We start from the raw sequence: 11,607 nt of genomic DNA on the forward strand, positions 1-11,607 counted from the left end.
CGCCCGGCCCTGTTTCACGTGAAACAGGGCCGGGCACCGGGTGTGCAGCTCGAGTCGTGTCTCAGAGCTGGAGCTTGAACCCCGTGTGAGAAGGCGAGAAGCCGAGACGCTCGTAGAAGCGGTGGGCGTCGGTACGGGTCTTGTCGGACGTGAGCTGCACCAGGTGGCATCCCTGGCGCCGGGACTCGTCGATCGCCCACTCGATGAGCTGGGTGCCCAGCCCGCTGCCGCGTTCGTCGCCGTGGATGCGGACGCCTTCGACGATCGAGCGGGTGGCGCCGCGGCGGGACAGGCCGGGGACGATCGTCAGCTGGAGCGTGCCGACGACACGCCCCTCGCGGACGGCCACCACGAGATGCTGGTTCGGATCGCTTCTGAGCCGTTCGAAGGCGGCCATGTACGGGCCCAGGTCGTCCGGTGATTCGCGTTGTGCGCCCAGCGGGTCGTCGGCGAGCATCGCCACGACCGCAGGAATGTCCTGTGCGGTGGTGGGGCGTATTTCGAGGTCTCCCATGGCAGCACTCTAGAACCGGATCTACGCGGGCACAGGCGCCTTCAGCGTCTCCACGGCCCGGACCAGGGGGGCCAGGTCGGGATTCGTGGCCGCGTCGTCGAGGGCCTCGCGCAGGGCGGCGTCATTGGTGGGCCGCGCCTCGCTGAGCAGTTGCAAGCCCGCCGCGGTGACGTTGGTGTAGATGCCGCGTCGGTCGGTGGGACACAGATAGCGCTCGAGCAGGCCCCGGTCCTCGAGCCGGGTGACCAGTCGGGTGGTCGCGCTCTGGCTGAGGACTACGGCGTCGGCGACCTGTTTCATCTGCAGATGCCCTCCGTCGCCGTCGTGCTGCCTGCTGAGCACGTCGAGCAGCGAATACTCGCGGACGCTCAGGTCGTGGCCGGTTTGCAGAGCGCGCTCGATGTGGGCCTCGATCCTCCCGTGCAGCAGGGAGAGGGCGCACCAGCCCTGGGAGAGGGCGGTGAGCGCGGGATCCGTCGCTGTCATGTGGTTCCTCCGTCCAGGAGCGGCTGAGACCAGGGTAGACCAGGCCCGCAATTGCCTGCGGTTGCATATAGCCCGCGCATGCAACTATTGTCTTCAAATGTAAAGCGCTCTTGCAACCGTTTCGGAAGGTGTACCCCCTCCATGCCTCTCGCGCTTCTGGCCCTCGCGATCGGGGCCTTCGGGATCGGAACGACCGAGTTCGTGATCATGGGCTTGCTGCCCGAGGTCGCGAGCGACTACGGGGTCTCCATCCCCACCGCCGGATATCTGGTGACCGGATACGCGCTCGGCGTGATGTTCGGCGCCCCGCTGATGACCGTGCTCGGCACCAGGGTTCCGCGCAAGCGGATGCTGATGCTGCTGATGGGCCTGTTCATCGTCGGCAATCTGCTCTCCGCCCTCGCCCCCGTCTTCTCCGTCATGCTGATCGGCCGCGTGGTCGCCTCGCTCGCGCACGGCGCCTTCTTCGGCATCGGATCGGTCGTCGCGGCCGGCCTGGTCGCTCCGCACAAGAAGGCCGGTGCCATCGCGATGATGTTCACCGGACTGACCGTCGCCAATGTCGTAGGTGTCCCGCTGGGCACGCTGATCGGGCAGACCGCCGGTTGGCGCGTCACGTTCGCCGTCGTCGCCGTGCTCGGGGTCGTCGGTCTGGCCGGAGTCGCCAAGCTGGTCCCCGACGTGCCCAGGGCCGAAGGCGTGCGGCTGCGCCACGAAGTGGCCGCGTTCAAGAACGCCCAGGTCCTGCTCGCGATGGCCATGACCGTCCTCGGCTTCGGCGGGGTCTTCGCGGCCATCACCTACATCGCGCCGATGATGACCCATGTCACGGGCTTCGCCGACGGCTCGGTCACCTGGCTGCTGGTCCTCTTCGGCCTCGGCATGGTCGGCGGCAACCTGGTCGGCGGCCGGTTCGCCGATCGCGCCCTGATGCCCATGCTGTACATCTCCCTGGGCGCCCTGTCCGTCGTGCTCGCCCTCTTCACCCTCACCGCGCACGACAAGATCGCGTCCGCCGTGACCGTCGTCCTGATCGGCGCCCTGGGCTTCGCCACCGTCCCCCCGCTGCAGAAGCGCGTCCTGGACCATGCGCACGGCGCTCCGACGCTGGCCTCCGCGGTGAACATCGGCGCCTTCAACCTCGGCAACGCCCTCTCCGCGTGGCTCGGCGGCGTCGTCATCGCGGCCGGCTTCGGATACACCGCTCCCAACTGGGTCGGTGCCGTGCTCGCCGCCGCCGCTCTGGTCCTCGCCGTCCTCTCGGCCGCCCTGGAGCGGCGTGGCAGTGCTCCCGGGCCCGTCGTCGCGGGTTCCGTGCCCACCGAGCAGCGAGCCGCTGTCCACCACTGACCGACCTGGGGTCCGGGGCCACGCCGCCTCCGCACCTCCCGGGCCTCTGACGCCTCGTCGACCACCGGGGCACCGCACCACTCAGTACAACCAAGGAGAACGACCCATGAGCACCACCGCCGTCGCCCCGCTGACGATCCAGGACGCCGAAGCGCTCGTCACCGCTGCCCGCCACGCCGCCGAGGCGTCCGGCATCACCGTCAGCGTCACGGTCCTCGACGCCGGGGGCCATCTGCTGGCCTTCCGGCGCGACGACCGCGCCGTGCTGATCTCCGGAGAGACCAGCACGCGCAAGGCCTACACGGCACTCCAGCTGAACACTCCGACCGCCGACCTCGTCGACGCCGTGCAGCCCGGAGGCCCCTTCCACACGCTCCCCACGGCACTCGACCGGCCGCTGCTGTTCATCGCGGGAGGCGTGCCCGTGCACCGAGACGGCCGGCTGATCGGGGCGATCGGGGTCGGCGGAGGCGCGCCCGAGCAGGACCACGGCTTCGCCTCGGCCGCCGTGCGGAGCCTCGCCTGACGGCAGTGGTTCTGGAGCAGCCGCCCGTCCGACCGGTTCCCGGGCCGCCCGGGAACCGGCATCGGCCTGGCGGCGCAGGGGCATGGCGCCGAGATCAGCCCGCCGCCACCGTCAGCGGCGCGAACCGCCGGGTCCAGTCGCCGGGCAGCTCGGTGATCCCGTAGGTCATGACCGCGTTGGGGACGACCGTGGACAGACCGCGCTCCTTGACCCACGCCAGCAATTCCTCGTGCCGTACGTCGATGTCCGTGCGCAGCGGCCGGTCGGTGCGGGCGGCCAGCGAGCCGATCAGAGCCTTGGCCGTCTCGGTGTCGCGGGCGATCAACGGCCCCACCACATGGGTGTCCATGTTCGGCCAGGCCGCGGCATACCCGGTGATCCGGCCGTCCTCCTCGGCGATGCGCAACTGGTCGGCGAAGGCGGGCAGCCGCGTGACGATGTGAGTGCGGTCGGCACCGAAGACTTCCTCGTCGAGCCGGAGGATCGTGGTGAGGTCCTCGGCGGTGGCCGCGCGAGTGACGGCCTTCGGTTCCGGCCCACCCGGGACGAAACGGCCGCGCACCATCTCCGCCCCGCCCGTCACCTTGAAACCCAGCTCCTCGTAGAGCGGCCGACCGTACGGTGTCGCGTGCAGGGTCACGGGAACGGTGCCCAGTCCGGAGACCACGTGGCGCATCAACCGGCGTCCCACCCCCTGGCGGGCGTGCCGCTCGGCGACCAGCACCATGCCGATACCGGCGAGAGCGGGGTGCTCCCCGGGACCGTACTCGGTGACCGTACAGGCGGCGACCAAGCCCCCATCGGGATCGTCGATGCCGTATCCCCGTCCGGCCGTGAGGAGGAACCCCCACTTGTGTTCCTCGCGCGGCCACCCCCGGTCCTCGGACAGGTCGGCGCAGGCGGTGAGATCGCGGAGCGTCAGACGGCGGATCGGTGCAGAGGCGAGGAAAGGAGTCGGCACGCAGGTCAGGCTGTCCGAGAGTGGCCGTCCGCGTCCACCTCTTTCCGGCGGAACACGCGGGCTTTCGGCCACGTCGCTCAGCCGAGGTCGGGGGCGTGCATGGCACGCACACCCTCGATGTTGCCGTCCAGGTAGTGCCGCAGCGACAGCGGTACGAGGTGGACCGAGGCGATCCCCACCCGGGTGAACGGCACTCTGACGATCTCGTACTCACCGGCGGGCTCGTCGACCTCGGGGCCGTGCCGCAGGGACGGGTCCATGGATTCCAGGCGGCAGACGAAGAAGTGCTGCACCTTCACTCCGGTCGCGCCACCGTCCTCGCCGATGTGCTCCACGGTGTCCACGAAGCAGGGCACCACATCGCTGATCTTGGCGCCGAGCTCCTCGTACACCTCACGGTGCAGGGCGTCCACGACGGTGGTGTCGTCCGGCTCGACCCCGCCGCCGGGAGTGACCCAATAGGGATCGACGCCGGGCTTGGTCCGCTTGATCAGGATCAGGTGGTCGCCGTCCAGCAGAACGGCGCGGGCGGTGCGCTTGACCACGGGTCGGACGGTCATGGGAGAAATGTGGCCCGGCTGGTTCCACGTGAAACATCGCGCCGCACGACCGATTCCCGAGTCCGCCGGTTCAGTTCCAGGCGGTGGCCGCACGCAGCAACCCCTCGTGGGCCCGGGCGATGTGCGGCATCGCCAGCGTGCCGGTGCGTGCCACCAGGAAGTACGTCCGCAACGGCGGCACCGGCGGATCGTGCAGGGCGACGACGTCCCCGCGCTCCAGCGCCTCGGCGCACAGATAGCGGGGCAGCACGGCGAGTCCCGCGCCCGCGATCGTGCAGGCGAGAACCGCACGCAGGTCGGGAGCGACGACGGTGGCCGGAGCGGCCGGACGGGCGTCGAACACGGAGCCCCAGTAGCGGGCGACGAAGGGCAGCGACTCGTGCACCTCGACCACGGGGAGGTGTTCAAGGGCGGACGCGTCGGTGTCGTGGAGCTTTTCGACACCGGCACGCTTCGCCCAGTCGGGTGCGGCGACCAGAATGTGCACCTCGTCGCAGAGAGGAGTCGCCGTGAGCAGCGCGCCGCGGGGACGGGCCGTGCCGATGGCCAGATCGTGGTGCCCGGCGGCCAGGCCCTCCAAGATCTGCTCGGCGTTCCCGAAGGAGGCGCGCAGGGCGAACGCCTGCCCGTCGTCTCCTGTCAGGGCCGGCAGCGCCCGTTCCGCGGTGAACTCGGGTGGTCCGGCCAGATGCAGGGTTCGCAGGGCCGAGTCGTCCCCCGGCCCGGTCTCGGCGATCTCCACCAGGGCGTCGAGATGCGGGGCGGCCTTGTGGGCGAGTTCGTCGCCGATGGTCGTCGGAGTCACTCCGCGGGCCTGCCGAAGGAACAGTGGACGGCCGAGCTGACGCTCCAGCGTACGGATCTGCGAGGTGACGGCGGGCTGCGAGAGGCCGAGCAGCGCAGCCGCGCGGGTGAACGAACCGGCACGGTGCACGGTGACGAAGGTACGGAGCAAGGCCAGATCCACGGAAACCCGTCCCTCTTCTGTTCTTCTCCAGCCCCCGCCCGCACCCAACTATAAATATGTCGATAGGTCGCTGTCGCCCCTGTGATTGGACACTGACACTCAGTCAACTAGCCTGGGTCGCGCGGTTCTTCGCGCGTTGAACCGGAGATGCGCGGAGGAACCGGAGGATGGTCCGAGCCACGAGGGGGGAGGCTCGGACCGTCCGTCGCACCCGGCAGGGCGGAGCGTGCGGGCACGGAGCAGTGCTGCGGAGTCAGGCCGCCGTCTCGTCCAGTGCGCGCAGCAGATCGGCCACCAGGTCGTCGGGGTCCTCCGCGCCGACGGAGAGCCGGATGAAGCCCTCCGGTACCGCATCGCCGCCCCAGCGTCCGCGTCGCTCCGCGGTGGAGCGCACCCCGCCGAAGCTCGTCGCACCCTCGACGAGGCGCAGCGCGTCGAGGAAACGATCGGCACGCGCGCGTGAGGGCAGCGTGAAGGAGACGACGCAGCCGTAGCGCAGCATCTGCTGCGAGGCGACCTTGTGGGACGGGTCGTCGGGCAGGCCGGGGTAGCGCAGACCGGTGATCTCGGGCCGCGCCCGGAGCGCCTCGGCCACCTTGAGCGCGGTGGCGTCCTGCCGGTCCACCCGCAGCTGGAGGGTGGCGATCGAGCGATGTGCGAGCCAGGCCTCCATGGGCCCGGGGATCGCACCGACGATCTTGCGCCAGCGTTTCACGGCGGCCATCGCCCCGGCGTCGCGGCCGGCCACGTAGCCCAGGAGGACGTCGCCGTGGCCGGTGAGCTGCTTGGTGCCGCTCGCCACTGAGAAGTCGGCGCCGAGCTCCAGCGGGCGCTGCCCCAGCGGAGTGGCGAGGGTGTTGTCGACGGCGACCAGGGCGCCGCGCGCGTGCGCCGCCTCCACGAGCCGCCGTACGTCGCACACGTCGAGCCCCGGGTTCGACGGCGTCTCGATCCACAGCAGTTTCGCCCCGTCCAGGACGTCGAGCTGGGCGTCCCGGCCGGTCGGCGCGGTGCGCACCTCGATCCCGTACGCCTCCAGCTGTGCACGGGCCAGCGGCAGCGCCTGGTAGCCGTCGTCGGGCAGGACGGCCGTGTCACCGGCTCGCAGCTGCGAGAAGAGCACCGAGGAGATCGCGGCCATGCCCGAGGCGAAGACGAGTGTCTCCACGTCGGCCTGTCCGGGCGCCTCCAGCTCGCCGATGGCACTCTCGAGACGGGTCCAGGTCGGGTTCTCGTCACGGCCGTAGGTGTACGGCCCGGTCGGGTCGCCCGGCAGGTGGAAGTGGGCGGCGAACACCGGACCGGGCAGGGTCGGCTCGTGCTTGACGGGTTCGGGCAGCCCGGCCCGCACCGCGCGTGTGCCGTCACCGGGGCCGGAAGCGGCGCTCCCCGCGCCCCTGCCCGCCCCGTCGTTCGTAACGGAGTCGCTCATGCCGCCCGTCCTTCCACTTGCTCGCGTACGGCGGCGAGCAACCCGGTGCTCGCCGCCTCCACCATCTCAAGGCATTCCTCGAAACCGTCCTGGCCCCCGTAGTAGGGGTCCGGGACGTCCAGGTCATCGCCGTCGGCGGCCGGGTCGTACGAGCGCAGCAGGCGCACCTTGGCCGCGTCCCGCTCGGTGGGGGCGAGGCGCCGCAGGGCCCGCAGATGCCCCGCGTCGAGGGCGACGACCAGGTCGAGACGGGAGAACCAGGACTGCTGGAACTGGCGGGCCGTGTGATCGAGGTCGTAGCCGTTCTCCGCCAGGACGGCCACGGTGCGCGGGTCGGCGCCCTCGCCCTCGTGCCAGCCGCCGGTGCCGGCGCTGTCGGCCTCGACCAGGTCGTCGAGGCCGGCGTCCGCCACGCGCGCGTGGAAGACGGCCTCGGCCATCGGAGAGCGGCAGATGTTGCCCGTGCACACGAAACAGACGCGGTAGGTCACCCGGATCAGTCCCCGTCGGGCAGGAACGCGTTGAGGGCCCAGGAGACGATCGAGATGATCAGACCGCCCAGGACGGCGGTCCAGAACCCGTCGACGTGGAAGCTCAGGTCGAGTTTGTCGGCCACCCACGACGTGAGCAACAGCATCAACGCATTGACCACCAGCGTGAACAGGCCGAGGGTCAGGATGAACAGGGGGAAGGTCAGCACCTGCACGATCGGCTTCACGACCATGTTGACCAGGCCGAACACCAGGGCGACCACGATCAGGGTGGCAGCTTTCTCCCCAGTGCTGCCGCCGGTCAGGGTGATCTTGTCGAGCAGCCACACGGCGACCGCCAGGGCGCCCGCGTTGGCGATCGTCTTGACTAGGAAATTCTTCATGTGTCTGATCGTGGCAGACGCGATCGGAAACGAACGGTGAGGCAGGGGACGGACGAGGCGATGAAGGCATTCCGGCTGGACGAACTGGAGGCGGAGCGCGCCGCCAACGACGGTGCCTACCTGCAGTTCCTGCGCGAGCGGAACATGTCGGTCGGCCTGTACGCCCTCGACGCGGGCACGACCGACCCGCAGAAACCGCACGCACAGGACGAGGTGTACTTCGTGGTGAGCGGGCGGGCCGCGATCACCGTGGGCATGGAGACCACCCAGGTCGCGCGCGGCAGCGTGGTCTACGTGCCGGCCGGGGTCGCCCACAAGTTCCACCACATCAGCGAGGACCTGCGGGTCCTGGTGGTGTTCTCTCCGCCGGAGAGCTGAGACCGGTCCCCGGGATTCCCTAGGGGATCGGTCAGGGGGAGACAAGGGGTGCGGAGCCCCTGCCGTGGTCCTCGCGGCTCTAGCATCGAGTGCAGAACGTCAGAGGATTCCCCGGACTGGCCGGGGTTCCCGAAAGGTGAGGGCAAGGGCGATGCGAGGGATCTTCACGGGACTGCCGTGGTGGGTGAAGTGGATCGCGGTGCCGGTCATCGCCCTGGTCGTGTTCGGCGGACTGATCGCCAGCGTGGTCGGGTTCGTGATCGGGCTGCTGTTCAAGCTGCTGGTCTTCGTCGCGCTCGTCGGCGGACTGATCTACGTCGTACGCAAGTTCATGTCGAGCTCGTCGTCGCGCAGCGACTGGTGAGAGAGGTGGGACACCGGTGGCGGTAACAGGAACCACCGGTTCCCTCGGGCGGGGGAAGTTTCCCGGACGGGCCCTCGGTGAGCGGTGACCGACGGTTAGAGTCCGGAACTCCACGCGGGGGCGACCCCGTGCACGGCGTACACCCCCACCCGTGTTCTCCGCACGGGCTGCCTCCTCGCGTTCCGGGAGTGACCCTTGGCCACGGCTGACACCGCATTCGCTCACCCGCACGCCCTTCCCGTGCAGCCCTGCTCGACGCCTCGGACCTCTCCCACGTCCTCTTCCGCCGACCCGCCGCCCTCAGCGACCCTGATCGGCTCCGTGCAGCGGGCGATGCGCCTGCTCGAGTGCGTCGCCGAGCACGAGTACGGCGCCCCGGCCAAACAACTGGCCCGCGAGACGGGCCTGGCACTGCCCACGGCGTACCACCTGCTGCGCACGCTGGTGCACGAGGGCTATCTGCGCCGGGAGAAGGGACTGTTCTTCCTCGGCGAGGCCGCCGAGCGGCTGAGCAGCAGCGGGGCCGAGCAGAAACGTCGCAGCACGGTGGTCGACACCATGGCCCGCTGGCGCGACGCGATCGGCGTGCCGGTGTACTACGCCATGTACCGGGACGGCGAGATCGAGGTCATGTGCGTCTCCGACACCCCGGGCAACCCGGCGGTCGAGGAGTGGGCGGACTTCCGGGAGACGGGGCACGCGCACGCCATCGGGCAGTGCCTGCTGTCCCAGTTGGACGAGGACGCCCGCCGTGACCACCTGGACCGCTACCCGGTGCGGCCGATCACGCCCTACACGCTGCGTGACGGCCACAGCCTGTTGAAACGGCTGGAGCGCACGCGCCGGATGACGCCGGTGATCGAGCGCCAGGAATACGCGCTCGGCACGGTCTGCGCGGCCATTCCGATCACCGTCGGCACCACGGCAGCGACGATGGCCATCTCGCTCCCCCTCCACCAGGCGGACCGATTGCTGCCCGCGGCTCAGCGTTTGCAGACCGAGGTGGGGCGGCGTCTGGGTTCACTGGCGCTCTCTATCAGTATCTGAAAACTCACTCCTTGTGATCTGGTGTGTACGTTGAGCAAGATGCCACCAGTGTTAGAGGTTTGATTCCCGGACAGTCGACGGCGAATGACGGGGTAGGCGAATGGGCGAGTCCGTACAGGCAGAGGTCATGATGAGCTTTCTCGTGTCCGAGGAGCTGTCGTTCCGCATCCCGGTGGAGCTGCGGTACGAGACACGTGATCCCTACGCCGTGCGACTGACCTTCCATCTGCCCGGAGACGCGCCGGTGACCTGGGCCTTCGGCCGGGAGTTGCTCGTCGACGGAGTGGGCCGGCCGTGCGGCGACGGCGACGTGCGCATCGCACCGGTCGATCCGGAGCCCTTGGCCGAGGTGCTGATCCGCCTTCAGGTCGGCAGTGACCAGGCACTGTTCCGCTCCTCGGCCGCGCCCCTCGTGGCCTTCCTCGACCGCACCGACAAGCTCGTGCCTCTCGGCCAGGAGGGCGCGCTCGCCGACTTCGACAGCCACCTCGACGAAGCCCTGGACCGCATCCTGGCGGAGGAACAGAGCGCGGGCTGAACCGTTACGGCAGACGCGCGGCGGTGGCGTAACGCTTCGCCGGGCGCGTCAGCGCTTACGGCGACGGCCCCGCCCGCCGCGTGCGGGCGTCCTCGTACCGGCTGCCGCTCCCTCGGCCGGGGCCGGCCGGTCCGCCGACACCACCAGGGCCGCGAGGGCCGTGGTGACCGGCACGGAGGCGACCAGCCCGATCGAGCCGACCAGCGTACGCACGATCTCCTCCGCGACCAGCTCGCTGTTGGCGACCGTCCCCACCCCGCTCTGCGCGATCGAGAACAGCAGCAGCAGGGGGAGTGCGGCGCCCGCGTAGGCGAGGACCAGCGTGTTCACGACCGAGGCGATGTGGTCGCGGCCGATGCGGATGCCCGCGCGGTACAGGCCGCGCCAGCCCATCGTCGGGTTGGCCTCGTGCAGTTCCCAGACCGCGGAGGTCTGGGTGACCGTCACATCGTCGAGGACACCCAGCGAACCGATGATGACCCCGGCCAGCAGCAGGCCGCTCATGTCGATGGACGGGTACAGACCGTGGATGAGGCCGGTGTTGTCGTCCGTGTTGCCGGTGAGCGCGGCCCAGCCGATGAACAGCGACCCGAGCACACCGATCAGCAACAACGAGATCAAGGTGCCGAGCACCGCCACCGAAGTGCGGGCCGACAGCCCGTGGCACAGATACAACGCGATCAGCATGATGGCGCTGGACCCGATCACCGCGACGACCAGGGGGTTGGAGCCCTGCAGGATCGCGGGAAGGATGAAGAAGTTCAGCAGCAGGAAGCTGATGGCCAGCGAGACCAGCGCCATGAGACCGCGCAGCCGCCCGACGACCACGACGGCGAGGGCGAAGATGCCGGCGAGCAGGGCCAGGGGGAGCCGGCGGTTGATGTCGGTCACCGAGTACTGCAAATCCTCGGGCGCCGAGGGCTCGTAGGCGACCACCACCTTCTGCCCCTCGTGCAACTGCCGTGACTGGTCCGGCTGCACGATCTCGTTGAACGTACGGCCCTTGTCGTCGCCGGTGTCGACGCGGATGGTCGCCCGCTTGCACTCGCCCTTCGCCTGCTGCACCGCGGAGGATCCCTCGGCCGTGGACGTGTCACCGGTCGGGGTGGCGCCCGAGGCGTTGACCGACTGGCAACTGAGCGCGACCACCTTGGTGACGGTGGCCTCCTGTGTCTGCCGGTCGAAGCCGACACCCGTGCGCTCATGAGAAGGCGCACCGCCCGGCCACAGCACCGCGAGGCCGACCACCACGGCCGCGGCGAAGGGGATCAGGACGGCGGCGATGACCTTGCGCAGATGCCGGGAGACGGGCGCCGCGGGGCCATGGCTGTGTGTGTGCGAGTGCCCGTGCCCGCCACCCGCACCCTGTCCGCCGCCCTCCGCTCCGTGCCCGTGCCCGTGCCCGGCCTCGGGTCTGCCCTCGGGCGCACCATGAGCGGCGGCAGGGGCATGTCCGGTCGCACGGCCGTCGCCCTCTTCGGCGTTCGGTCCGCGGCGGGGCCGACGCGGTGGAAAGGGGGGATGCTGCGGTGTGGTCACCGCCCGATCATCGCAAGAACGAGGGGGGCCCTCTGGTCACCGCGCCCGAAGGGGCGCTAGCGTGGAGGCAC

15 protein-coding genes are annotated in these 11,607 nt (G+C 70.0%); 6 read left to right on the forward strand and 9 right to left on the reverse strand.

Translation table 11 applies throughout. The annotated features are described in order from the left end of the window. Positions 1 to 61 precede the first annotated feature (61 nt). Positions 62 to 514 (reverse strand): GNAT family N-acetyltransferase, encoded by a 453-nt coding sequence (locus tag NI25_RS19470; protein ID WP_061443663.1) that lies wholly within the window; start codon positions 512 to 514, stop codon positions 62 to 64. 21 nt (positions 515 to 535) lie between these two features. Further along, the gene (locus tag NI25_RS19475; RefSeq protein ID WP_061443664.1) at positions 536 to 1,000 is read right to left on the reverse strand and encodes a MarR family winged helix-turn-helix transcriptional regulator; all 465 of its coding nucleotides are present in this window, start codon (positions 998 to 1,000) and stop codon (positions 536 to 538) included. A gap of 141 nt (positions 1,001 to 1,141) precedes the next feature. Here NI25_RS19475 and NI25_RS19480 point away from each other — a divergent pair, with 141 nt between their 5' ends. Beyond that, positions 1,142 to 2,350 (forward strand): MFS transporter, encoded by a 1,209-nt coding sequence (locus tag NI25_RS19480; protein ID WP_061443665.1) that lies wholly within the window; start codon positions 1,142 to 1,144, stop codon positions 2,348 to 2,350. A 106-nt stretch (positions 2,351 to 2,456) separates the two neighbouring features. Continuing rightward, positions 2,457 to 2,876, forward strand: a complete 420-nt coding sequence (locus NI25_RS19485; protein WP_061443666.1) for a GlcG/HbpS family heme-binding protein — start codon at positions 2,457 to 2,459, stop codon at positions 2,874 to 2,876. A gap of 94 nt (positions 2,877 to 2,970) precedes the next feature. Here NI25_RS19485 and NI25_RS19490 read toward each other — a convergent pair whose 3' ends face one another. The 6 genes from NI25_RS19490 to NI25_RS19515 form a co-directional block, all read right to left on the reverse strand. Further along, positions 2,971 to 3,837, reverse strand: coding sequence for a GNAT family N-acetyltransferase (locus tag NI25_RS19490; RefSeq protein WP_061443667.1), 867 nt, complete (start codon positions 3,835 to 3,837; stop codon positions 2,971 to 2,973). A 77-nt stretch (positions 3,838 to 3,914) separates the two neighbouring features. Further along, positions 3,915 to 4,397 (reverse strand): NUDIX domain-containing protein, encoded by a 483-nt coding sequence (locus tag NI25_RS19495; protein WP_061443668.1) that lies wholly within the window; start codon positions 4,395 to 4,397, stop codon positions 3,915 to 3,917. Between the two features lie 70 nt (positions 4,398 to 4,467). Then, the gene (locus tag NI25_RS19500) at positions 4,468 to 5,364 is read right to left on the reverse strand and encodes a LysR family transcriptional regulator (RefSeq protein WP_061443669.1); all 897 of its coding nucleotides are present in this window, start codon (positions 5,362 to 5,364) and stop codon (positions 4,468 to 4,470) included. Positions 5,365 to 5,617: 253 nt separating this feature from the next. Beyond that, the gene (locus tag NI25_RS19505) at positions 5,618 to 6,796 is read right to left on the reverse strand and encodes a cystathionine gamma-lyase (protein ID WP_061443670.1); all 1,179 of its coding nucleotides are present in this window, start codon (positions 6,794 to 6,796) and stop codon (positions 5,618 to 5,620) included. Beyond that, the gene (locus NI25_RS19510; RefSeq protein WP_061443671.1) at positions 6,793 to 7,287 is read right to left on the reverse strand and encodes a low molecular weight protein-tyrosine-phosphatase; all 495 of its coding nucleotides are present in this window, start codon (positions 7,285 to 7,287) and stop codon (positions 6,793 to 6,795) included. The genes NI25_RS19505 and NI25_RS19510 overlap by 4 nt, the downstream gene beginning before the upstream one ends. Before the next feature lie 5 nt (positions 7,288 to 7,292). Then, complete coding sequence (locus NI25_RS19515) at positions 7,293 to 7,670, reverse strand: phage holin family protein (RefSeq protein WP_030403100.1); 378 nt, start codon at positions 7,668 to 7,670, stop codon at positions 7,293 to 7,295. 60 nt (positions 7,671 to 7,730) lie between these two features. On the opposite strand from NI25_RS19515, the gene NI25_RS19520 reads away from it, so the two are divergent. From NI25_RS19520 to NI25_RS19535, 4 genes are all read left to right on the forward strand, one after another. Then, entirely contained in the window at positions 7,731 to 8,048 is a 318-nt protein-coding gene (locus tag NI25_RS19520; RefSeq protein ID WP_003975009.1) for a cupin domain-containing protein, read from the forward strand. A 151-nt stretch (positions 8,049 to 8,199) separates the two neighbouring features. Continuing rightward, the gene (locus tag NI25_RS19525) at positions 8,200 to 8,412 is read left to right on the forward strand and encodes a DUF5326 family protein (protein WP_061443672.1); all 213 of its coding nucleotides are present in this window, start codon (positions 8,200 to 8,202) and stop codon (positions 8,410 to 8,412) included. A gap of 321 nt (positions 8,413 to 8,733) precedes the next feature. Continuing rightward, positions 8,734 to 9,459, forward strand: coding sequence for an IclR family transcriptional regulator (locus tag NI25_RS19530; RefSeq protein WP_061443673.1), 726 nt, complete (start codon positions 8,734 to 8,736; stop codon positions 9,457 to 9,459). A 100-nt stretch (positions 9,460 to 9,559) separates the two neighbouring features. After that, positions 9,560 to 9,997, forward strand: coding sequence for an SsgA family sporulation/cell division regulator (locus NI25_RS19535; RefSeq protein WP_007388906.1), 438 nt, complete (start codon positions 9,560 to 9,562; stop codon positions 9,995 to 9,997). A 48-nt stretch (positions 9,998 to 10,045) separates the two neighbouring features. Here the strand turns inward: NI25_RS19535 and NI25_RS19540 are convergent, their stop codons facing one another. After that, a complete protein-coding gene (locus NI25_RS19540; protein ID WP_061443674.1) occupies positions 10,046 to 11,536 on the reverse strand; it encodes a YibE/F family protein in 1,491 nt (496 codons plus the stop codon). Positions 11,537 to 11,607: the final 71 nt, after the last annotated feature.

Source organism: Streptomyces sp. CCM_MD2014 (assembly GCF_000772045.1).
GTDB classification, from domain to species: Bacteria; Actinomycetota; Actinomycetes; order Streptomycetales; family Streptomycetaceae; genus Streptomyces; species Streptomyces salinarius.